21 protein-coding genes are annotated in these 20,615 nt (G+C 65.0%); 5 read left to right on the top strand and 16 right to left on the bottom strand.

All coding sequences use genetic code 11. The features are described from left to right. Positions 1 to 199: 199 nt before the first annotated feature. Positions 200 to 559, top strand: coding sequence for a GIY-YIG nuclease family protein (locus tag A9J21_RS30155; protein WP_066742850.1), 360 nt, complete (start codon positions 200 to 202; stop codon positions 557 to 559). Positions 560 to 608: 49 nt separating this feature from the next. Here A9J21_RS30155 and A9J21_RS30150 read toward each other — a convergent pair whose 3' ends face one another. Both A9J21_RS30150 and A9J21_RS30145 read right to left on the bottom strand, forming a co-directional pair. Continuing rightward, entirely contained in the window at positions 609 to 1,031 is a 423-nt protein-coding gene (locus A9J21_RS30150; protein WP_066742803.1) for an organic hydroperoxide resistance protein, read from the bottom strand. Positions 1,032 to 1,095: 64 nt separating this feature from the next. Next, the gene (locus tag A9J21_RS30145) at positions 1,096 to 1,569 is read right to left on the bottom strand and encodes a MarR family winged helix-turn-helix transcriptional regulator (RefSeq protein WP_066742801.1); all 474 of its coding nucleotides are present in this window, start codon (positions 1,567 to 1,569) and stop codon (positions 1,096 to 1,098) included. Positions 1,570 to 1,781: 212 nt separating this feature from the next. On the opposite strand from A9J21_RS30145, the gene A9J21_RS30140 reads away from it, so the two are divergent. After that, positions 1,782 to 3,242, top strand: a complete 1,461-nt coding sequence (locus A9J21_RS30140; RefSeq protein WP_066742799.1) for a DegQ family serine endoprotease — start codon at positions 1,782 to 1,784, stop codon at positions 3,240 to 3,242. 245 nt (positions 3,243 to 3,487) lie between these two features. Then, positions 3,488 to 3,811 (top strand): hypothetical protein, encoded by a 324-nt coding sequence (locus tag A9J21_RS30135; RefSeq protein ID WP_066742797.1) that lies wholly within the window; start codon positions 3,488 to 3,490, stop codon positions 3,809 to 3,811. Here A9J21_RS30135 and A9J21_RS32750 read toward each other — a convergent pair. The 7 genes from A9J21_RS32750 to A9J21_RS30110 form a co-directional block, all read right to left on the bottom strand. Then, complete coding sequence (locus A9J21_RS32750) at positions 3,721 to 4,395, bottom strand: ATP-binding cassette domain-containing protein (RefSeq protein WP_082926703.1); 675 nt, start codon at positions 4,393 to 4,395, stop codon at positions 3,721 to 3,723. The two genes, A9J21_RS30135 and A9J21_RS32750, sit on opposite strands and share 91 nt — an antisense overlap. 39 nt (positions 4,396 to 4,434) lie before the next feature. Then, positions 4,435 to 4,842 carry a hypothetical protein gene (locus A9J21_RS31840; protein ID WP_156546367.1) on the bottom strand — a complete coding sequence of 136 codons (408 nt, stop codon included), beginning with the start codon at positions 4,840 to 4,842 and terminating at the stop codon, positions 4,435 to 4,437. Positions 4,843 to 5,305: 463 nt separating this feature from the next. Then, on the bottom strand, positions 5,306 to 6,841 hold the full coding sequence (locus A9J21_RS30130) for an MFS transporter (RefSeq protein WP_066742847.1): 1,536 nt from the start codon (positions 6,839 to 6,841) through the stop codon (positions 5,306 to 5,308). Positions 6,842 to 6,879: 38 nt separating this feature from the next. Further along, positions 6,880 to 7,377, bottom strand: a complete 498-nt coding sequence (locus A9J21_RS30125) for a MarR family winged helix-turn-helix transcriptional regulator (RefSeq protein WP_066742795.1) — start codon at positions 7,375 to 7,377, stop codon at positions 6,880 to 6,882. A gap of 115 nt (positions 7,378 to 7,492) precedes the next feature. Next, on the bottom strand, positions 7,493 to 9,514 hold the full coding sequence (locus A9J21_RS30120) for a DUF3488 and DUF4129 domain-containing transglutaminase family protein (protein ID WP_197497598.1): 2,022 nt from the start codon (positions 9,512 to 9,514) through the stop codon (positions 7,493 to 7,495). Further along, entirely contained in the window at positions 9,511 to 10,596 is a 1,086-nt protein-coding gene (locus A9J21_RS30115; protein ID WP_082926702.1) for a DUF58 domain-containing protein, read from the bottom strand. The genes A9J21_RS30120 and A9J21_RS30115 overlap by 4 nt, the downstream gene beginning before the upstream one ends. 36 nt (positions 10,597 to 10,632) lie before the next feature. After that, positions 10,633 to 11,544: a MoxR family ATPase gene (locus A9J21_RS30110; protein WP_066742792.1), complete on the bottom strand. Its 912-nt coding sequence runs from the start codon at positions 11,542 to 11,544 to the stop codon at positions 10,633 to 10,635. 248 nt (positions 11,545 to 11,792) lie between these two features. On the opposite strand from A9J21_RS30110, the gene A9J21_RS30105 reads away from it, so the two are divergent. After that, positions 11,793 to 12,638 (top strand): phytanoyl-CoA dioxygenase family protein, encoded by an 846-nt coding sequence (locus A9J21_RS30105; RefSeq protein WP_066742789.1) that lies wholly within the window; start codon positions 11,793 to 11,795, stop codon positions 12,636 to 12,638. Between the two features lie 71 nt (positions 12,639 to 12,709). Here the strand turns inward: A9J21_RS30105 and A9J21_RS32150 are convergent, their stop codons facing one another. The 7 genes from A9J21_RS32150 to A9J21_RS30075 all read right to left on the bottom strand — a co-directional run bounded on the left by A9J21_RS32150 (position 12,710) and on the right by A9J21_RS30075 (position 18,785). After that, positions 12,710 to 12,877 carry a hypothetical protein gene (locus A9J21_RS32150; protein ID WP_197497597.1) on the bottom strand — a complete coding sequence of 56 codons (168 nt, stop codon included), beginning with the start codon at positions 12,875 to 12,877 and terminating at the stop codon, positions 12,710 to 12,712. Positions 12,878 to 13,050: 173 nt separating this feature from the next. Continuing rightward, positions 13,051 to 13,776 carry a GntR family transcriptional regulator gene (locus tag A9J21_RS30100; protein ID WP_066742779.1) on the bottom strand — a complete coding sequence of 242 codons (726 nt, stop codon included), beginning with the start codon at positions 13,774 to 13,776 and terminating at the stop codon, positions 13,051 to 13,053. Between the two features lie 163 nt (positions 13,777 to 13,939). Next, positions 13,940 to 14,944: a 2Fe-2S iron-sulfur cluster-binding protein gene (locus A9J21_RS30095; RefSeq protein WP_066742776.1), complete on the bottom strand. Its 1,005-nt coding sequence runs from the start codon at positions 14,942 to 14,944 to the stop codon at positions 13,940 to 13,942. Positions 14,945 to 14,960: 16 nt separating this feature from the next. Further along, a complete protein-coding gene (locus A9J21_RS30090) occupies positions 14,961 to 15,440 on the bottom strand; it encodes a heme-binding protein (RefSeq protein WP_029050819.1) in 480 nt (159 codons plus the stop codon). Positions 15,441 to 15,475: 35 nt separating this feature from the next. Continuing rightward, positions 15,476 to 16,924, bottom strand: coding sequence for an aldehyde dehydrogenase family protein (locus tag A9J21_RS30085; RefSeq protein WP_066742773.1), 1,449 nt, complete (start codon positions 16,922 to 16,924; stop codon positions 15,476 to 15,478). Between the two features lie 88 nt (positions 16,925 to 17,012). Continuing rightward, positions 17,013 to 17,732, bottom strand: a complete 720-nt coding sequence (locus tag A9J21_RS30080; RefSeq protein ID WP_066742770.1) for a TenA family transcriptional regulator — start codon at positions 17,730 to 17,732, stop codon at positions 17,013 to 17,015. 114 nt (positions 17,733 to 17,846) lie between these two features. After that, a complete protein-coding gene (locus A9J21_RS30075) occupies positions 17,847 to 18,785 on the bottom strand; it encodes an ornithine cyclodeaminase family protein (RefSeq protein WP_066742768.1) in 939 nt (312 codons plus the stop codon). A gap of 275 nt (positions 18,786 to 19,060) precedes the next feature. Here A9J21_RS30075 and A9J21_RS30070 point away from each other — a divergent pair, with 275 nt between their 5' ends. Further along, positions 19,061 to 20,599 (top strand): hypothetical protein, encoded by a 1,539-nt coding sequence (locus tag A9J21_RS30070; RefSeq protein WP_066742766.1) that lies wholly within the window; start codon positions 19,061 to 19,063, stop codon positions 20,597 to 20,599. Positions 20,600 to 20,615 lie beyond the last annotated feature (16 nt).

Raw genomic sequence — 20,615 nt, 5'->3', positions numbered from 1 at the left:
CGGACTACCCGTGTGAAAGTAGGTCATCGCCAGGCTCTTATACCCAGAACCCCCAAGCCCGAAAGCTTGGGGGTTTTGCTTTGGCGCGAATGAAATGCGATCGCGCGCTGGGATGGCGAAATGGCCGTCGCCTTTCGGTTCCATCTCCCTTCCTGCCCCGGTGCAAAGGCCGGATTGCGCGCGTATCATCGGCGCTGACATGACTGCCGCCACACTTCCCTCCGACGACGCCAGCGCCGCTGCCGACACCAACACGGATGTCGAGGCCAGCACGGATACCCCCTGGTTTCTCTATCTGCTCGAATGCGAGGGCAATTCGATCTATACCGGTGTGACGACCGATGTTCAGCGTCGATATGCCCAGCATGTGGCCGGAATTGGTGCCAAATATACGCGCGCTCGCAAGCCGTTGCGACTTCTTGGATGGTTGGCCTACCCCAATAAATCCGAAGCACTCAAGGCGGAAATCCGCACCAAGCGGATGTCCGCCGCCCAAAAACGTGCGATGTGCGCGACGCTGCAGCAAACTGACGACGCTGCGATAGCTGATTTGCCATAAAAAACGCCGGCCCAATGGGCCGGCGTTCTCTTTTCCCGATCAGGCCTAATCAGACCACGATCAGATTCACGTCGATATTGCCGCGCGTGGCGTTCGAGTACGGGCATACCTGGTGGGCAGCTTCCACCAGCTTCTGGGCGGCTTCCTTCTCCATGCCCGGCAGCGAGATCTTCAGTTCCACCTGGATACCAAAGCCCTGCGGGATCTGGCCGATGCCGACCGCGCCTTCGATCTTGGCGTCGGGCGACACCGTAATCTTCTGCTGGCCGGCGACGAAGCGAATCGCGCCGAGGAAACATGCCGAGTAACCTGCGGCAAACAGTTGCTCCGGATTCAGGCCGTTGCCGGCGCCGCCCATTTCCTTGGGCACAGCCAGCTTGGCGTCCAGTTGACCATCGGAAGTCGTGGCGCGGCCATCGCGGCCACCGGTTGCGGATGCGTGGGCGGTGTACAGGACTTTTTCCAGTTTCATTTGCACTCTCCTAAGGTTTGCCCGGGGGCGGGCAGCAGTTCCAAGATGCCGAGCAGGCCGGCCGTTAATCTTCCGATCGTGCTGATTCCAGCGTCGACCGTAAGTCATGAAGTCGCGATGTCAGGGCCTGGATCTCTTCCACGGAACACTGCATCGCGCACAACAACCTTTCCGGAATGCTTGCAGCGTCACTGCGCAAGCTGCGGCCGGCATCCGTCAAACTGACCAGAACACGACGCTCGTCTTCGGCGTCGCGTCCACGGCGCACCAATCCCGCCGATTCCAGCCGCTTCAGCAACGGGGTCAACGTTCCCGAATCGAGCGTCAGCCGCCCGCCCAGTTCCGAAACGCTCACCTCATCGTGCTCCCACAGCACCAGCATGACCAAGTACTGCGGATAAGTAAGTCCAAGCTCACTCAGAATGGGCTTGTAGACCTTGGTCATCGCCAGCGACGTCGAATACAGCGCAAAACAGAGCTGTTGATCCAGCTGCAGCCAGTCATCTGTCCTGGAAGGGGTCGTCGTTTGCGTCGTCATGGATATATCTTATACACAATTAAATTGTGTGCAAGATAAATTTTGCATTGACCCTATAGAGGATAGGGGGAGGCCGTGGCAGATCAAAGAGGATCAAAGGCTGACCCCGTACGACCTTCGTACAACCCTTAAGTCTGGTTTAAGTGTGGCTGCTTAGGATGATCCTGTCGCGCCAACCCCGGCGCTGTCCATCATCCAGAAAGGAAAGCACCATGATTCGCCAGACTCTCGCTCGTTCCGCTGTCGGTGTCGCTGCGCTTGCTGCCCTGGCCGGCGGATACGCCTATCTCCAGAAGGACGCGATCACGCCCGGCTATGCGGCGCCGACGCCGGCCGTTGCCTCCGCCACGGCCGTGGCGACGCCGACGGATTTCTCGGGCATTGTCGATCAATATGGCCCTGCGGTCGTCAACATCAGCGTGACGGCCCGCGCGCAGCGCACCTCGGCGCAAATGCCGTCGGGTGGCATGGACCCTGACGATCCGCTGTTCCAGTTCTTCAAGCGTTTTGGCCCGCAGTTCCAGGGGCCGCAGAGCCAGCAGCCGCAACTGGTGAAAGGGCTGGGCTCGGGCTTTATCGTCAGCCCCGACGGCCTGATTCTCACCAACGCCCACGTCGTAGACAACGCAACGGAGGTCACCGTCAAGCTGACCGACCGGCGCGAATTCAAGGCCAAGGTGCTGGGCAGCGATCCGCAGAGCGACATTGCCGTGATCCGCATCGATGCCAAGGACCTGCCGACGGTACGACTGGGCGATCCGTCGAAGATTCGTGTTGGCGAACCCGTGCTGGCGATCGGTTCGCCCTATGGTTTCGAGAACACCGTCACGGCCGGCATTGTCAGCGCCAAGTCGCGTTCGCTGCCGGATGACACCTATGTGCCGTTCATCCAGACCGATGTGGCCGTGAATCCGGGTAACTCGGGCGGTCCGCTGTTCAACCAGCGCGGCGAGGTCATCGGGATCAATTCGCAGATCTACAGCCAGACCGGCGGCTACCAGGGCTTGTCGTTCGCGATTCCGATCGACGTGGCGAAGAAGGTCGAGCAGCAGCTCGTGGCGCACGGCAAGGTCACGCGCGGCCGGTTGGGCATCTCGGTGCAGGAAGTCAACCAGGCGCTGGCGCAGTCGTTCAAGCTGCCGAAACCGGCGGGCGCGCTGGTGAATTCCGTGGAACCGGACAGCCCTGCCGCGCAGGCCGGCCTGAAGCCCGGCGACGTGATCGTGCAACTTGGCAATGACGTGATCGACCATTCCGGCGATCTGCCCGAGCACGTGGCCGACATGCAGCCCGGCACCAAGACCGACGTCAAGGTGATTCGCAAGGGCGAACCGCTCACGCTGAGCGTGAAGATCGGTGCCGTGAAGGAAAGCGCCGTGGCCCAGGGCAAGAGCGGTGGCGAAGCGGGTGGCCGTCTGGGTCTTGCCGTGCGCCCGCTGACGCCTGCCGAAAAGCGCGACAGCGGCATCGACGGCGGCCTGGTCGTTGAAGACGTGGCGGGTCCGGCCGCGCGTGTCGGCATCCAGCCCGGCGATGTCATCCTGTCGCTCAACGGCACGCCGATTTCGTCGGCCGAACAACTGCGTTCGCTGGTGTCGAAATCGGGCAAGCAGGTGGCCTTGCTGGTGCAGCGTGACGACGCGCGTATCTTCATTCCGCTCGACCTTGGCTGACCGCCGGCGGCTAAGCGGTTTACGCTGCGCAAAACGCGTATACGACAGGTATACGAACGGCATCCGAGGGGCGTATACGTATACGCGTATACGCCCGCAAACCCTTGCCAGGAGCGGAATTCCGGGCGACAAAACGCCCCAAAGACACGTTTGAACGGGTATCATCTCGACTGCGATGCATGAAGCGTGTGGTGACTCACGTCACCATCTCTGGTTCTTGCTGAATCGACAGAAGAAGGAAGTCTATGCAGTTGGATTTCACCCGCGCCCCCAGCTCGCCGGGCACCGATCTGGCGAGGCGCTTGACGCCAGTTGCCAGAAAGGCGACGGCGCGTCGGCGCAAGAAGGAAGTCCCGCCCCACTGGGAGCGCGGCTACCGATCCCACTACTACCGTAACGAACGTGGCGACAAGCTCGGCGAAGTCCGCTTGTCCGATCGCGGCGACCTGCCCGTGGTCTACCACTGGGCGGCCGGCAACTATTCCGGTGCCGAGGGTTCGCTTGTGCATGCACGCGCTCGCGTGGAAGAAACGGTTGGCTTCGGCATGCGCCAGCTGACGTTGTTCTGAAGCTGGCGGTTCAACGATTCCGCCAAACAGTCCGTGACTGAACCGCATGCCTGACACAGGGCATGCATGCTCTCCGCGATGGCCTGACCGCCGCCATTGCCGCGCTGTCGCCAGCGTCCCGCCAGTATTTCCTCCCGCGCTGCATTGAAAGTCATACCTAGCCGCTTCACGTGACCCGGATATCTTCCACAATCTGCCCCTTTTTCGAGACAGACAATGCGCTGTGCAAACGCAACGGTCTCCCGTCGATGTGCGATCGTGATGCGGGTCATCTTCATTTCGTGGAGGGATTGAACGATATGCTGCTCGCTATGGAAGTCCAAGTGGCTCGTTGCTTCGTCCAAAGCCAGAATGCGGGGTTTTCTGTAGAGCGCGCGGGCCAGAAGTGTTCTCTGCCGTTGGCCGCCCGATAACCCAGCGCCGAGTTCCGCTACTGGAGTGTGATATCCCATCGGCATTCGCATGATAGCGCCGTGGATCCGCGCGATGGTTGCGGCTTCCTCGATCTGGTTCTGGCAGGCATCGGGATCAAATCCGGCGATGTTCTCGCTCAAAGATCCAGCAAGCAGTTGATCGTCCTGCATGACTGTCTTGAAGACTGAGCTCTCTCATATTGTTTCGTCCTAAAAACTACGTGCCATTGAAAAATACGAAACCACACATCCAGCAGCTGTCGTTAATACGCCCAACGTAGCAACTGCAATTGGTATTACAGTTTCCGTTTCTGAAAATTTCATAATCCGTAAGCCCATCGCAATTATCATTCCTAGTGTCAGTAGCGACAGCATTATTTTCATCCACCCATGTCTATTCCAAGAGGAACTAGGCTTGTGGTGGGTCGTTGCACCAACCGAGATCGCCGCTGTGAACATCAGAAAAAATATAGCGACCGATATAGCGAGGGTCATATCCAAAACTTTCGCGGGGTCTCCGGTTAAATCAATTTTTCCTCGAAACAGCATCAAAAAAGTGACCATTCCAACTCCTCCTCCGGATATTGCGGTTGCCCGGCTTTTCAGAATGTTGTTCATTTAATCTTCCTTTGCATTATTAACAAGCACATAGTGCCAATGTCCCTATAGCAATTCGTCTAAATGCGAATGATTATCAAACGCATTCATGAGTTGCCTATTCTTGTGTAGTTGCAAGGAGGCGTAAATCGCAAGACTACGAAATGCTTTGCGCTGCGCAATGCGCAAGTGTTCCGAAAAAAAAGCCTCAACGCGGCGTGTTCCAATACGTCGAAGCGTCTGCCTAGCTGCCGATGCGGATCCGGTAGATGCCCGCGGTGTAGTGGGTTGACGACGCTGGGTAGTCGCACGTGGCGAAGCGCTCGAGGAAAGCGGACGAAGGCCATGTCGATGGCTGCGTCGATGATTGAGGCGGGCGACGTGGCTGTTCTTCGGACGCGGTTCGCGGGCTTTGCTCTGCCAGCTGCCTCACGCCGATGTCCCGACTTCCTTCGCCGGGAAACGGCGTCTTGATGTTTTGAGGCTAGTCCAGCCGGCGTTGCACAAGCATGAAGACCGCAGCCACCAGCGCGATCGCGGCAATCAATCGATAGAGATCCTCGCAGGCAATCAGCCGCGCCTGTTGATCGACGATCGCGGCCATTTGCGCCAATGCGCCCGCATGTGCCTGCCCGGCATCGAAACCGCGTGCGGCCAGCAGCGACTGCGCAGTGTGCATCCAGCTCTCGGCCTCGGCGGGACGTTGGCCGATGGCATGCACCAGGCTCGTATGCACCGCGAACTGCCGGTTCTGCAACAGCACCGCGCCCAGCGACGACGCAAACGAACTGGCAATCTGCCGCACCAGGTTCTTGCTGCGGTAGCCGTGCGCAAAGTCGTCGCCGCTCAGCGTGCGGAAGGTCAGCCCGGCAATCGGGATGATGACCATCACGCCGAACAGGCCCTTGGCGACGAGCCCGGGCACCAGCGCAGCCGGCGCGATGTCCGGAGGCATGAACGAGAAGAACGTCATGGCAGCGGCCATCAGCAGCAGGCCGGTGACCATTACCGGCTTCTTGTGGGTGAGCCGGCGCGCCACGCGCAGGTAGATCCAGATGCCCGCCAGGCTGATCAGCGCGGCCAGCGTGTTGAGCCATCCGGTGGTGGCCAGCGGAAAGCGCAGCGCCTGCTCGGCATAGATCGGAAACACGTAGCTGCTCAGGTTGCTGATCATGTAGTAGACGAAGTACATGCCCAGCCCCGTCATGTACACGGGCTGTCTCAGTGCGCGCAGGTGCAGTACCGGCGTGGCGTGGTGCCACTGCTGCCATAGGAATACGCCGAGCAAGGCCAGCGCCACGGCCGCCGCCACGACCACCCGCGTCGGATGCGAAAAGATGTCGAAACGCGCCTCGGTCATCGAGGCCTGCAGCGCGACAACCGCCACGCCGAACAGCAGCAGCGGACCCAGCGCCGGCCCTTCCTGATCGGCCCGAGGTTCGGCGTCGGGCAACAGCAGCCATGTGCCCAGGGCGGCCAGGGCGCCAAACGGCAGCACGCCGTAGAACACGTCCTGCCAGACGCCGTGCTCCACCAGTTCGGCGGCAAACGCCGGTGCCATGGCCGATGCGCCAAAAATCCCGAGCATGAACAGGCGCGACGCGCGCGGCCGGTCGGCCGGCGTGAACATCACGTTCACCAGGATGCGGCAGCTCGTGAACAGCGCACCGCCGCCCACGCCCTGCATGAAACGGGCGACAACCATCTGTGGCAAGCCGGTGCTGGTCGCCGCCACCACCGTGCCCGACATGAACAGCAGCAGCGATCCGGTCAGGTAGTACCGGTAGCCAAAGCGCTGCGCCAGCCATTGCTGCTTGAGGATCATCATCATGCTGCCGACCGCGTAGGCGGCCTGCACCAGCGCGAAGCTGCGCGGGTCCGCGTCGATGCCGCCGACGATATGGCTCGACGCAAACACGAACATGATGTTTTCCAGAAATTCGACGCCCGTGGTCAGCCCCAGCAACATCATGACAAGCGTCTGCCGCTGCCGATGGCTGAGCAACCGCAGCCAGCGCATGCCGGCGCGCAAACGGTGCCAGGGGCTGACCTGCGTGCTCACGGCTTGCCTGCCTCCAGTGCGGCCAGATGTTCATGCAGCGCGGCCAGGTCGCGCGTGGCCGTAGCCAGCCCGGCCTGGCCCAGCGGTGCCCACGCCTGCCCGTAGGCGGCATGCACGGCGGGCGCGGCGCGTTCCAGCAGCGCATGGGCCGCCGGCGTAAGCGTCAGCTCCAGGCTGCGGCGGTCGTGCTCGGAAGGCTTGCGCTGCACCAGACCGCGTGCTGCCAGGCCATCGATCAGCCGCGTCATCTGCGTGCGCGTCGCGTCGATGGACATGCCCAGTTCCGAAGGCATGGTCGGCTCGTCCGCGTCGATAGCCAGCATGCTGATCACCAGATATTGGCTGAGGTCCAGTGCGAAAGGTGCCAGCGCGCGCTCGATGTGATGCCGCAGCAACCGCGCCGAACGCAGCAGCAGGCGCGACGCCAGGATCAGGTCGCGCGGCGCGTCGGGGTGCTCGGCGCAGAAACGGTCGATGCGGCGTTCGAACGACATATTAGTTTCATCGGAAATAGTTACGAATGAAACTATATGCGTCCGCGCCCCATCAGGCAAGGTCGCCGGGCTGGACGGTGTGGACGGCCAGCCGGACGATCAGCCGCGGTTCGGGTCAGAACGGTTTCTGGCGCAGGCTGCGGCCAAGATCCTGCAACGCCTTGCGAAGCCGTGCGACGGCGCTGGCCTGTGTGGTGGTATCCGGCGCGCCATAGCGCCATGCCACGTATTGGTCAGTGAATGCTCGCACTGCCAAGGCGGCGCGGGGCAAGGCGCTTTCGGCGCGTGTCGCGAAGGCCTGCGGCCCTTCCGCCATGCCGCGTGCGATGCCGTGGCGTGCCAGCATGGCGCAGAACTGATCGTAGAGCGCCTGGACCGGATCCACGCGACGGCGGCGCAGCCACATTGGCACCAGTGCCGCCAGGCTCAGGACGGCCATTCCGGCCGCCAGCAGCTGTGGCAGGCGGTTGCCCATACCGGCCTGTTCCAGCAGGCGATTCTGTTGTCCGCGGTCGTATTCGAGTACCCAGCGCTGCCATTTGTAGGTCAGGCCGTCGAAGCCCCAGCGCAGGTCCCGCAACCATCCCGGCGCGCGGAGTTGGCGCAGCGCAGCCAGATCCTCGCCCGCCAGTGCCGCGTCGACGCCGTTTTCCACGCGGCTCGGTGCCACGGCGCTGGTGGGGTCCACCCGCACCCAGCCGCGTTCGGGCAGCCAGACCTCGGCCCAGGCGTGGGCATCGGACTGGCGGATGACATAGTGCTTGCCCAGCGGGTTGTATTCGCCGCCCTGGTAGCCGATCACCACGCGTGCGGGCACGCCTGCGGCGCGCATCAGGAAGACGAAACTGCTGGCGTAGTGCTCGCAGAAGCCGCGCCGTGTGTCGAACAAGAAGGTGTCGACCTGCGCCTTGCCCAGTGGCGGCGGCGACAGCGTGTACGCGAATGGCGCTTCGGCAAACAGCCGCATGGCCGCCTGCACGCGCTGCCATGGGTCGGCGTAGCGTTGCCGCCAGCCGGCGGCCAGCTCGCGGCTGCGCGGGTTGCCGTCCGGCAGCCTTAGCGACAGCTGCAAGGTGCGCCGGGTGAGGGGTTGCGGCACGCCCTGCAGCCATGACCGGGCGCGATACCGCAGCGGCCGATCCACCGGGTTTCGTGCAAAGAACTCGCCGTCTGCCGAGTGCCGGGCGGCCACGCCGTCCGACACCGCCACGCCACGGTCGAGCAGATAGAGCCAGTTCTTCTGCGTGGCTTCCAGCGTGACGTTGTACTCGCGCGCACCGGCAGCGGCTGGATCAGCGGCCTCGTCGCCATCGTCACCCTCGTCGCGCAGCCCTGCGGCCTGCCGCGTGGGCGGTGCGTCATCGGGACGCCAGGCCTGGCCGTCATAGTCCCACAGCACCCGTGCCCGCCAGTACAGGGCACTGGCGGGCAGCGGATCGCCAACGATATCGGCGCGGAAAGCCACCTCGGGCGAGCGGATCAGTTCGCCGATGCTGCCGGGGCGCATCGTGTCGCTGATGCCGGTGCGACCGACCGGCTCCGATTGCGGCAGGCGCCAGAGCGGATGATCGAGTCGCGGAAACAGCACGAACAGGAACAGCGCCCACGGCAGGCCGAACAGCGCCATGCGGCCCAGCAGCGGCCAGATCGCCAGCCGCCCACGGGCCTCGGGATGATGGAACAGCAGCCAGTTGCGCAGGATCCAGGCACCGATCGCCATGCTGTAGAGCGCCAGCCAGAACGGCTGGTCCTCCAGGTACAGCGTCAGCAGCAGATAGAACGACAGCTGCGTGACCAGCGTGGCATCGGCCAGTGCACGCGTTTCCATGAGCTTGAGGATCACGAATGCGGCCAGCAGCGCGACGCACAGTTCGCGCCCGAAGCTGCCGCCGCCGCGCCAGACCAGCGCTGCGGCAATCAGCAGCACCAGCATCGCCGTTGTGCCGACGACCAGCTTGGACGGCAATGGTGCGCGCTGGCGCCACAGCAGCCAGCGCCATGCCAGCAGCAACACCAGCAACACGCTGACGGACACGGGTAGCGTGCGTGCCTGCGGCACCAGCACCAGCGCCAGCTGGCCGATCAGCATGCCGTGCTCCTGGTGGCCCAGCGGTCGGGGCGGCATCGATATCTTCATGCTGCGCGCCGCTCCGGCCAGATGGCCAGTGCCTCCAGGCAGGCGCGGCGATGGGCCGCGCCATGACCCGGCGGAATTTCCACACCGGGCAGCCGCAGGCCGATATCGAACTGGTCTCCGGCCGCCAGCACCCATGCGCACAGCCGCGACAGGCGGGCCTCGGTATCCATGGTCAGGGGCAACGAATCCCAGTCGATCCAGCATCCCGGTTGCCGTGGCACCTGGCCCGTCCGGCTCAGCCAGCGGCCGGTGCGCGCGCTGTGCTTCCAGGCGATGCGATGGAGCGGATCGCCGGGACGATACTTGCGCAGCTGGTCGATGCCGTCGTCCGACACCACGCCGAGATCGCCATCGTCGCTGTCGGCGTCGGGCTGGGCCACCACCGGCAGCGGTGGCGCATGACGATCCGGTGCCGGGTAGACGCATGTGGCGACCGGGAAGTCTGCATAACTCCAGACCCGGAACAGCCCGAACGGGAAGCGGCTGGAAACGGTGACGCGCGGCAGCGCCAGCCGGCCGCGCCGGGGGGCGTCCATGCGCACGGCCAGCACGCCCTGGCCCAGGCCATCGAGCGTCAGCGCCGGTGCGGCATCGGCCGTGCCACCGCGCGACACCACGGCTTCGACGCCGATGCGCGCTCCGCCATCATGATTGGCTACCTGCAGCGCGAACTCGGCCACATCGCCGGCAAACGGCGGCGACACCGGGCCCGCCGAGATTTCCAGGTCGAGCAGGTTGCGATAGGCCATCCACATGCAGGACATGCCGATGCCGACCAGCAGGAACGTCAGCGCGAATCCCAGGCTGATGTTGTAGTTCAGCGATGTGGTCAGCATTGCCATCAGCAGGACGGCAAAGCCGAGTCCGCTGCGGGTGGGCAGGATATAGAGATGGCGCCGGTCCAGCGTGACCACGCCGTTGACGGGTCTGCGGGGACGGCGCGGGCGCGGCGTGGTCGCACCGGCCTGCGGCGCGCGGCCGGGGTCGGAAGCCCTGTGGGCAGCCGCGTTGGGCGCCGGGTTGGGCGCCGCGTTGGGCAGCGGATGGGGCGCCTGGCGCGACGCCGTCTGGGCACGTGGCATGGTGGATATGCGCGACGCGGGAAGGGGCGACTTGCGTCAGGGAATCGCCACGCCTGCCACCAGGCGATCCAGCGAGGTGGCGGCCTGCCCGGCCGGCAGCAGCCGGTGCGCGGCCACGGCGGCGAACACCGCCTGCACGTCCTCCGGCACCACCATGTCGCGCTGGTCGAGCAACGCCCACGCACGTGCGCAGGCCAGCAGGGCCAGGCCGGCGCGCGGCGACAAGCCGGCCACGAAGCCGGCTTCCACACGTGTGGCCTGTACCAGCGCCAGCACGTAATCCACCAGCGCCGGGCTGGCATACACCTGGCTGGCCGCAGCCTGGAGCGCCAGCACCTGTTCGGCATCCATGACGGCCGACGCTTCCTGCGCGGCGGTGCCGCCCAGATAGAGCACGCGCTCGAAGGCCGGGTCCGGATAACCCAGCGAGATGCGCATGGTGAAGCGGTCGAGCTGCGATTCGGGCAACGCGTGCGTGCCGATCTGTTCGAGCGGATTTTGGGTGGCGATCACGAAGAACGGTGCCGGCAGCGCGTGGGTCACGCCGTCGTGCGTGACCTGGCGTTCGGCCATGGCTTCGAGCAGCGCACTCTGCGTCTTGGGCGGGGCACGATTGATCTCGTCGGCCAGCACCAGCTGGGCGAACACGGGGCCGCGGTGGAAGCGGAAATTTCCGGTGTCGCGCATATAGACCGACACGCCCACCAGATCGGCCGGGAGCAGGTCGCTGGTGAATTGCACGCGCTGGTATTGCAGGCCCAGGGTTTGCGCCAGCGCATGCGCGAGCGTGGTTTTGCCCACGCCCGGCACGTCTTCCAGCAGCAGGTGGCCGCCGGCCAGCATGCACGCCAGCGCCAGCCGTATCTGGCGCGGCTTGCCGAGCACGATGCGGCCAAGCTGGTTCTGGGCCTCGGCCAGCGAGGTGGTAATCCGGGGTCTGGCAGTCACGTTCGGCGGCCTCGATGGCGGGTTGGCGATGACGATGCGATACGACGGGGTGCGGCTCGGTCCGGCTGGGTCCGGCCATTGTAGCGGCGTGGAGGTCGCATCGGACAGTGGGTTTCCGCACGGTTGTACGCGGCTGACAGTCCGCGAATGCACCGGAATCGGGCGGCGGCCGCGCCGGAGTTCGCGCGTTCTGGCATCATCGACCTGTTGGCGTCCTGCCACTTTTCAGAATCGTCCTAGCCGCTGCAATGACTGTCTCGCAAACGCGCGTGTCTGGCGCGCCCGCCACACTTGATTTCGATTGTTCCGCGCCGCTGGCCGACCAGGCGGCGCTGGCCAGCCTGGCCCGCGAATTCCATGCGGGCGGCTATATCGTGCTGCGCAACTTTGCCAACGAGGCCACGTGCGCGGCGCTGGAGACCGTGACCCGCCAGCATCTGGCGGCAGCCGTGCCGCCGGTGGAATTCGAGGCCGATCTTGGCTACCCGGGCGCCCCGGCCACGCGCCAGGACACCGGTGGCAATACGGTGCGGCGGTTGCGCCAGGCGTATGGCCGCGACGAGGCGTTCCGGCGCTGGGCCAGCCATCCGCAATTGGTGGCGACGGTCGAGGCCCTGCTTGGCGAGCCCACCCGCCTGACGCTGGCCCACCACAACTGCGTGATGACCAAGCACCCGCACTTCGGGAGCCAGACCGGCTGGCATCGCGACACGCGCTACTGGTCGTTCGTGAAGCCGGATCTGGTCACCGTGTGGCTGGCGCTGGGCGACGAGGACGAGCGCAACGGCGTGCTGCGCGTGATTCCGGGATCGCATCGCGCCAGGCTCGATCCGGCACAGCTGGACCCGGCCGAATTCCTGATCGAGGCGCATCCGGCCAGTCAGGTGCTGCTGAAAGGCGTGATGCCGCTGGCCCTGCATCGCGGCGATGTGCTGATGTTCGACAGCCGGCTGTTTCACGCGGCGGGCCGCAACGATTCCGAGGCCGTCAAGCTGTCGGTGGCGTTTGCCTATTTTGGCGCCAGCAACCGCCCGGTCAGCGGCACGCGCTCTGCCGAGTTCGGCAGCGTGGAGATGCCGCCGTCCGCGCTCTAAAGCACGCCGGCAGGCAAAAAAAGGCCGCCCGATTGGGCGGCTTTTTCTTTGGGCCGAGTGCCGGGGGCAACTTACACGGTCTTGTGGCGTGTGGCGTTGCCGCGGAACCGTGCCAGCAGGTCGGCGAAGCGGAGGGGCAGCAGCGGCGTGGCATGACGAACGGCATCACGGCGTGCGAAGTGGCTCAGAAGCTGCTCGCCCACCGGACGGTCGAAGTACGAAGCATCCGGGTAGTTCATGGTCGATCCCTATTGCGGTTAAGAAACGCCTACAGTATACACTCGGATGGTGCACTGCGCCATTTCCTGGTGCGCAACGAGGGATTGCCGGATTCGAAGTGGTGCGTCCGGAGGTGCCTGGGTTTGTGCGTCGGGCGGGCGCCAGCGCGAACGGCCGCCGGCGCGCAGGCCTGTCAGGCGGAAGTCTGTGCGTCCGCGGCCGCGTCGGCACCGTTGATCGACTCCACGGCCTTGGCTGCGCTGTAGACGTGCCGCGTCGCCAGCAGCGATGCCAGGTCGGCGTCGCCCGCAATCACGGCCTGCAGGATTTGCGCGTGCTCGTCCCAGTTCAGGCGTGCGCGGCTCAGGTTGGCCGGCGCGAACAGCAGGGCGGTGCGCTCGCGCAACGACCGCATCATGTCCTGCAGCACGCTGTTGGCGGCGATATTGCCCAGCACTTCGTGAAACCGCGAATTCAGCTCGACAAAGCGCTCGGTCTGGCCGCTGTTCACGGCGTTGTTGCCTTCCGTGAGCACTTTTTCGAGTTCCTCGATCAGCGCGGGGTCGCGGCGCTGGGCCGCCAGCTTGGCATTGAGCCCTTCCAGCGTGGCCCGCACTTCCACCATTTCGCGTGCGATATTGGGCGACAGCCGTGCCACCGACGCGCCACGGCGCGGCTCGATGCGCACCAGCCCTTCGGCCGCCAGCGCCCGCAGCGCTTCGCGCACCGGAATGCGCGATACGCCCAGTTCCAGGGACAGCGTGTTTTCCACCAGACGTTCGCCCTGTTCGTACTGGCCGCCCAGGATGCGTTGCCGCAGGGTGTCCGTGACCAGCGCGAACAGGGGGGAATGCTGGGCGCCCAGGCTTGCGGCCGGGGTGTCCGGACTCGGCTTCAGGGCAGCGGTGGCGTCGTTCATGATCGGGATCGGCCGTCGGATATCGGTGATAGGCCGCGGTCGAAGGGCCGCGGCGTGAATGCCGCTATTGTATACCGTCACCTCCTGAATGAAGACATAGGGTAGACATCTACCGGTATTCCACCGGCGTGACGTTCGGCCCTTTTTCGGCTTGTCCGGCCGCTCAGCCTCCCGCGTGCTGGAATGTGAAGCCGTCCGAATACATGAACGGCGTCTGTGCCCCCAGCACCATGAACGTCTGCTTGGCGTCGTGGATCATGTTCGGCGATCCGCACAGGTAGATGGCGTGCTCCGACAGGTCGCCCAGGTCGGCGGCCACGGCCTCGTGCACGTAGCCGCGGCGGCCTTGCCAGCTGTCGTCGGCGCGCGACAGCACCGGCACGTACTGGAAGTCGTAGAGCCGTTCGCCCCAGGTGGCGATCTCGTCGTGCAGGTACAGGTCCGCCGCCGAGCGCATGCCCCAGTAAAGCCAGACGGGCGGGCAGTCGGGATCATCCATCAGCGATTCGAGCATGCTCTTGATCGGCGCCAGGCCGGTGCCCGTGGCCACCATCAGCAGCGGCCGATAGTCTTCCTTGCGCAGGCTGAAATTGCCATGCGGCAATTCCACTTCAAGCTGGTCGCCCGCCCGCAATTGCGGCAGCTGCGAGGACGTGAAGCGGCCGCCGGCGATCTTCCGTACGTGGAAGTCCACGGTGTTGCCCGATGGTGCCGACGCCATGGAGAAACTACGATGCGTGCCATCTTCCAGCAGCACCTTCAGATACTGGCCCGGCTCGTAGGCGAAGGGGTCGGCGCCGGGCAGCGCCAGGCGCAGATGCAGCACGTCGGGGCCGAGCGGGGCCACCGACAGCACGGTGGCCGTGGCGCGGCGGGCCGGCACCTGCGGGCCCGCGGCACGTGCAGTGCTGATGACGAGGTCGCCGTCGGGCCGCGCCTGGCATGCCAGCGCAAAGCCCTCGGCATGCTCTTCCTCGGTCAGTCCCATCGGAAAATCCTCGTACGAGACCGACCCCTGCACCACGCGCATGCGGCAGGTGCCGCAGCCGCCGAACGTGCATTCATGCGCCAGTTCCACGCCGCAGCGCAGCGCGGCATCCAGCACCGATTCACCGGGCGCCACCATGAATACCTGCTGCGTTTCCGCAATCTCGACCCGATGGGACATGACGATTCCCCCTTGCTTACTTCTTGATGTCGGCCTGCGCCAGCACGGTCAGGTCTTCGGCGGCCAGCAGGTCGCGCAGCGCTTCGAGCGCGGCCACGCCGCATGCGGTGTCCTGCTCGCCATTGCCCCCCGACAGCCCGACGCCGCCGATCACTTCGCCATTGACCACGATCGGGTAGCCGCCCACGAACACGGCGAACTTGCCGTCGAAGCTCCACTGGATGCCGAACGCTTCATTGCCGGGCAGCGCCGGGCCGTTCGGCGCGGTATTGAACAGGTGGGTGGACCGCTTGTGGCCGGCGGCGGTGAACGCCTTGTTCCAGGCGATCTGCGGCCCGGTGATGCGGGCGCCGTCCATGCGTTCGAGCAGCAGCGGGTAGCCGCCGTCGTCCACGATGCAGACCGATTCCAGCACGCCGATTTCCTCGGCCTTGCGCACGGCCGCGGCCACCATGTGGCGCGCTTCCCTCAGTTCAAGCTTGATGGCTTTCTTCATGGCTGTTTCCTTAATCTTGTGTCAGGCAACCGGGCTCAGACGCCCTGGTAGACGGTCTTGATCTGCGTGTAGAACTCCAGCCCGGCGCGGCCCGATTCACGGAACGTCGACGTGCTGGACCGCTTCAGGCCGCCAAACGGTGCGTTGACCAGGTTGCCGGTGGTGGTGCGGTTGATCTTCACGGTGCCCGACTCGATGTCGCGGGCAAAGTCGTGCATGTAGCGCGGATTGCGCGTGGCGATGGCGGCGGACAGGCCGTACTCGGTGTCGTTGGCCTTGGCAATGGCGTCGGCGTAGCTGTCCACTTCGATAATCGCCAGCACCGGGCCGAAGATTTCCTCGCGGGCGATGCGCATGGACTGCGTGACATCGGTGAACACGGCCGGTGCCACGTAGAAGCCATTGGCGAAATCGCCATCGGTCAGCGGTTCGCCGCCGCACAGCAGGGTCGCTTCCTGCTTGCCGGCCTCGATGTAGCCCAGCACGGTCTGCAACTGCTTGCGCGTGGCAAGCGGGCCCAGATCCATGCCCGGCGTCATGCCGCTGCCGATCTTCAGCGTCTTCACCTTGGCCACGAGCTTGTCGGTGAAGGCCTGCCGGACTTCGCGCATGACCAGGATGCGGCTGGTGCCGGTGCAGGCCTGGCCCGACAGCGACAACCCGCCCTTGACAGCCAGATCCACCGCGCGGTCGAGATCGGCGTCTTCCATCACGATCAGCGGGTTCTTGCCGCCCAGTTCCATCTGCGTGCGCGTGGTCATCGGCACGGACTTGTGGATCTGCTCGCCGGCCTGCGTCGATCCGGTGAACGATACCGCGCGCACTTCGCGCGATTCGACGATGGTCGGGCCCACTTCGGCGGCGCTGCCGGTCAGGAAGTTGAGCACGCCCTTGGGAATGCCGGCCTTGACGAATGCCTCGGCCAGTCGATAGCCGGACAGCGGCGCGTCGGACGACGGCTTGAATACCACGGTGTTGCCGGTGATCAGTGCCGGCGCGATCTTGCGCGCCGGGATCGATACCGGGAAATTCCAGGGCGAGATCACCGTGACCACGCCCAGCGGCTCGCGCAGGCTGTACACGAGCATGTCCGGGTCGTCGTTCGGATAGCTTTCGCCGCTGAAGGTCTGGCCTTCCACCGCGTAGAAGCGCAGCGTTTGCGCCGAACGCATGATCTCGTCGCGTGCCAGGCTCAGCGCCTTGCCTTCCTCGCGCGTCAGTTCGGCGGCGATGGCGTCGGCATTGGCTTCCAGGTGGGCGGCGGCATCGTTGAGGATCTTCGCGCGCTTGCCGATCGGCGTTTTCTTCCAGCCGTCGAAGGCGGCGGCGGCGGCGGCCACGGCGGCGGCCGCGTCGCGCGCGACGGAGGCGGCGTGGCGGCTGACGATGTCGCGCGTGTCGGCGGGGTTGATGTTGTCGAGCGTGCGGCCGCTGGCGCTATCGCACCATTCGCCGTCGATGTAGTTGCGGTACGTCTCGGTCATCTTGCGGGGGCCTTGTTCTGGATTCGGGGAGAGACGCCGAACCGGCGCGGCCACGCGCGCCAAGTCCGGCAAGCCTTGGGCGTGGCGCTCAGGCGGCGACGGCTTCCGGCTTGGCCTCGACGTAGTCGTAGAACAGCGCCGTGGTGTACAGCAGGCGCATCTGCGCGCCGATCTCGCAGATCTTCAGGCAGCGCTGCTGCAGCTCGGGCGTGTTGGCGTGCTCCAGCACGATCTGGTAGCCGCGTTCGCCGTGGATTTCGTCGGACACGATGTGCAGGTCGAAGAATTCCACCTCTTCGTCGGTGAAGCCGTACTTCTCGCGCAGCGTCGGGGTTTGCTTGCGGTAGATCGACGGCACCTGCGATTCCAGGCCCACCACCAGGCCGGCCACGGCCACCACCGGGTCTTCACGCATGGCGACGGCATAGCACCAGCTTTGCAGGCCGCGCGTGGTGGGCGACATGTTGTCCGGGCTCACCACCCGCTCGCGCGTGGTGCCGCAGGCTTCGGCAAAGCGGATCAGCAGGTCGGTGTGGCGGTCGCCGCCAATTTCTTCCTCGTACATGTTGGCCAGCAGGAAGTCCTTGGCCTCGGTCATGTGGTCCGGCGTGCGGGCGTAGATATAGCCAAGGTAGTCGGCGAACGGGCCCACGTAGTGATAGTGGTTCTCGGCCCAGCGCGCCAGGTGCTCGCGGCTCAGCGTGCCGCTGGCCCAGGCCTTGCTGAACGGCGCCTGGTTGGCGCTCTTGCCTTTGATGGCGTTTTCCAGGGCGGCGCGGAATTCTTCACGGTTCATCAGTTCGGCCATTTTGGGGACTCCTGTTTGTCTGCGTTCGGGGTGGAATGAATTTGTATACTTTCTACAACGTCGTTCAGGCGATAAAAAAACCGCGCGCACGCGGCGACTTCCAGTGGTGCGAAATCAGGCGGCGGCAGCCTCCGCCGCAGTAATGCGTTGCCAGGCCACGCCTGCCAGCGCCACGTCTTCCAGGCCGACACCGACCGATTTGTAGATCACGATGTCGTCGGGATGCCGGTGAGCGGCGCGCGTGTCGGTTCCGCCCAGTAGTACATCGGCCAGTTCGACGATCCTGTCGTCGGGCAGCACGGCCTTGTCGGCCAATACCAGGTCGCCGGCTTCGCGCAGCGACTGTGGCCGCCACTCCACCACCACCGTGGCGGCGCGCGACAGCAGCGTGTCGTCGAGTTCGCGGGTATGCGGCAGGCTGGAACCGATGGCGGCCACGAAGGTGCCGGGCTTGACGATGGCGCCCGAAAACAGCGGTGTGGTGGAGCGCGAGGCCGTCACGATGATGTCCGCCGCAGCCGCGGCTTCCTCGGGCTGGGCGAAGGAGACCGGGATACCGCACTGCGCGGCCAGGCGCTCGGCCGTCGCCGCATCGGCATAGGGATCGCACACCAGGATGCGCTTGAGCGGCAACGCAGCGGTCAGCTGCAGCGCATGCTGCACACCTTGAGTGCCGGCGCCGAACAAGGCCAGCGTTTCGGCATCCGGGCGCGCCAGCTGGCGCGCGGCCAGCACCGTGCAGGCTGCGGTGCGCAGGCGGGTGATGGCGCCCGCATCGAACGAGGCCAGCGGCCGCCCGTCAACCGTCGAAAACAGCAGGATGACAAAAGAGAACTGACCGGCGATGGTTGTATACACCTTGGCGCCGGCCACCTGCTGGGCCGGAATGACCGCGCCCAGCGTCGAAAGCTTCACACCGCCAGCTTCCGTGCGGATGCGTTCCTGCATGGCGGCCTCGCCGCGCCCGAAACTCTGGAAGGCTTCGAGCATCGCGGCCTGGGCATCGGCGGCCGTGACGTGGCGGTCGATCATCGCATCAGTGACATGGAGCATGGTGAAGGCGTCTCGTGGGCTATTTCGGTATACAGTCTACACAGTGTTTCAAAAAAATCCAGAGGGTTTTCCCCGGGAAAGTGGACTGTCCGATGTGGTGCGAGATGCGCGGAAACCGTGCGCTGGCGCGAGTTCCGGCACCGATCGGGTGATTTCCCTAGGTCGCGCAGTTTTCGCTTGTTTCCGATCGACTACGGGATATAGTATACAAAAACAGTCACACCACAGAATTCTTATACCGCCCCCACAAGGGCCTCCAGGAAAAGGGGAGCCTCATGCAACAAGCTGTTCAGATTGGCCTGGCACATTGGGTGTATCTGCTAGGCGTGGCAGTGATCGTGTTGACCATGATCCTGCGGGCCAATGTCGTGGTGCCATCCATTCTCGGCACCTTCCTCGTGATCCTTGCCATCACGGGCAGCCCGATCAGTGCGCTGGGGGGCATCTTCTCGGCCAGCCTGGTGGCGGCCAAGGAACTGTTCAACATCTTCCTGGTGATCGCGTTCATGACGGCGCTGCTCAACGCGCTGAAGACACTGCGATCCGATATCCGCATGGTCGAGCCGTTCCGGGTGGTCATGAAGAACGGTCACAGCGCCTACTTCATCCTGGCCGGCATCACCTATGTGATCTCGCTGTTCTTCTGGCCCACGCCGGCCGTGCCGCTGGTGTCGGCCATCCTGCTGCCGGCTGCCATTGCCGCCGGCCTGCCGCCGCTGGCCGGGGCCATGGCAATTGCCATCGCCGGTCAGGGCATGGCGCTGTCGTCGGACTACGTGATCGGCGTGGCGCCGGGCATCAGCGCCAAGGCGGCCGGCGCGGCGGTCAGTGCCGCGGTGGTGGCGGATCGGGCGCTGATCCTGTCGATCATCACCGGCGGCATTGCGCTGTCGCTGGCCTATCTGTCGATGCGCCGCCATATCGTGCCGGCCAGCGGTGCGCTGCTGGATCGCTGGCAGGCACGCGCCACGGGCGCGGACACCGCCGTCGAGGCCACCGGCACGTTCGACAAGGCCGAGATTGCACGTGGCACGTCGCATGAAGAGCCGCTGGTCACCGATGCAAACATCGAGCAAAGCCTTGCCATGGTGGCGCGCCGCCGCGTGAAGTGGTCCAAGTTCTTCGCCGTGCTGACGCCGCTGGCGTTCATCTGCGTGGTGACGTTGATGGTGATGCCGAAGATCTCGTCGGGCATGCCCGACCTGAAGGGTGGGGCCGCCGCCGCACTGGTGGGCGGTGTGGCAGCGCTGCTGATGATGCTGGCGACACTGGCCGCCGAAGGCCCGCGCCGCATGCTCGACGTGTGCCCCGACCACATCACCGATGGCTTCGTGTTCGCGTTCAAGGCCATGGGGTCGGTGCTGCCGATCGCCGGCTTCTTCTTCGTGGGTGCCGGCGAAACGGCCGCGCAGATTCTGGGCGTGGATGCCGGCAAGGCGCCGAGCCTGCTGTTCGAACTGATCCAGGCCTATCAGCACATGATCCCGGACAACCACGTGCTGGTGGCGTTCGGCGTGCTGCTGGTGGGGATGATTACCGGTATCGACGGATCGGGCTTTGCCGGCCTGCCGCTGACCGGCACGCTGGCCGGTGCGCTGGGCCCGGTGGTGGGTTTCGATTCCGCCACGCTCGCCGCCGTGGGCCAGATGGGTGCGGTGTGGACCGGTGGCGGCACGCTGATCGCCTGGTCGTCGCTGATTGCCGTGGCCGGGTTTGCCCGCGTGCCGGTGCTCGATGCGGTGCGGGCGCTGCTGTTGCCAGTGCTGGCCGGACTGTTCGTCTCCACGATCTGCGCCATGTTCCTGTGGCGCTGAGCAAGTCTCCCGAACG

The organism is Cupriavidus sp. D384, from assembly GCF_001652915.1.
In the GTDB taxonomy this organism is placed as follows: domain Bacteria; phylum Pseudomonadota; class Gammaproteobacteria; order Burkholderiales; family Burkholderiaceae; genus Cupriavidus.
The sequence above is the reverse complement of the archived record's forward strand: the minus strand, read 5'-3'. Positions and strand labels throughout refer to the sequence as shown.

Excerpts from the sequence above, each read along its gene's own strand:
- A9J21_RS30100 (WP_066742779.1), bottom strand. The coding sequence starts at position 13,776 with ATGAACGACGCCACCGCTGCCCTGAAGCCGAGTCCGGACACCCCGGCC.
- A9J21_RS30150 (WP_066742803.1), bottom strand. The coding sequence starts at position 1,031 with ATGAAACTGGAAAAAGTCCTGTACACCGCCCACGCATCCGCAACCGGT.
- A9J21_RS30090 (WP_029050819.1), bottom strand. The coding sequence starts at position 15,440 with ATGAAGAAAGCCATCAAGCTTGAACTGAGGGAAGCGCGCCACATGGTG.
- A9J21_RS30115 (WP_082926702.1), bottom strand. The coding sequence starts at position 10,596 with ATGCCACGTGCCCAGACGGCGTCGCGCCAGGCGCCCCATCCGCTGCCC.
- A9J21_RS32750 (WP_082926703.1), bottom strand. The coding sequence starts at position 4,395 with ATGCAGGACGATCAACTGCTTGCTGGATCTTTGAGCGAGAACATCGCC.
- A9J21_RS30080 (WP_066742770.1), bottom strand. The coding sequence starts at position 17,732 with ATGGCCGAACTGATGAACCGTGAAGAATTCCGCGCCGCCCTGGAAAAC.
- A9J21_RS30085 (WP_066742773.1), bottom strand. The coding sequence starts at position 16,924 with ATGACCGAGACGTACCGCAACTACATCGACGGCGAATGGTGCGATAGC.
- A9J21_RS32150 (WP_197497597.1), bottom strand. The coding sequence starts at position 12,877 with ATGAACTACCCGGATGCTTCGTACTTCGACCGTCCGGTGGGCGAGCAG.
- A9J21_RS30070 (WP_066742766.1), top strand. The coding sequence starts at position 19,061 with ATGCAACAAGCTGTTCAGATTGGCCTGGCACATTGGGTGTATCTGCTA.
- A9J21_RS30130 (WP_066742847.1), bottom strand. The coding sequence starts at position 6,841 with ATGCGCTGGCTGCGGTTGCTCAGCCATCGGCAGCGGCAGACGCTTGTC.
- A9J21_RS30075 (WP_066742768.1), bottom strand. The coding sequence starts at position 18,785 with ATGCTCCATGTCACTGATGCGATGATCGACCGCCACGTCACGGCCGCC.
- A9J21_RS30145 (WP_066742801.1), bottom strand. The coding sequence starts at position 1,569 with ATGACGACGCAAACGACGACCCCTTCCAGGACAGATGACTGGCTGCAG.
- A9J21_RS30135 (WP_066742797.1), top strand. The coding sequence starts at position 3,488 with ATGCAGTTGGATTTCACCCGCGCCCCCAGCTCGCCGGGCACCGATCTG.
- A9J21_RS31840 (WP_156546367.1), bottom strand. The coding sequence starts at position 4,842 with ATGAACAACATTCTGAAAAGCCGGGCAACCGCAATATCCGGAGGAGGA.
- A9J21_RS30105 (WP_066742789.1), top strand. The coding sequence starts at position 11,793 with ATGACTGTCTCGCAAACGCGCGTGTCTGGCGCGCCCGCCACACTTGAT.
- A9J21_RS30125 (WP_066742795.1), bottom strand. The coding sequence starts at position 7,377 with ATGTCGTTCGAACGCCGCATCGACCGTTTCTGCGCCGAGCACCCCGAC.
- A9J21_RS30120 (WP_197497598.1), bottom strand. The coding sequence starts at position 9,514 with ATGAAGATATCGATGCCGCCCCGACCGCTGGGCCACCAGGAGCACGGC.
- A9J21_RS30155 (WP_066742850.1), top strand. The coding sequence starts at position 200 with ATGACTGCCGCCACACTTCCCTCCGACGACGCCAGCGCCGCTGCCGAC.
- A9J21_RS30140 (WP_066742799.1), top strand. The coding sequence starts at position 1,782 with ATGATTCGCCAGACTCTCGCTCGTTCCGCTGTCGGTGTCGCTGCGCTT.
- A9J21_RS30095 (WP_066742776.1), bottom strand. The coding sequence starts at position 14,944 with ATGTCCCATCGGGTCGAGATTGCGGAAACGCAGCAGGTATTCATGGTG.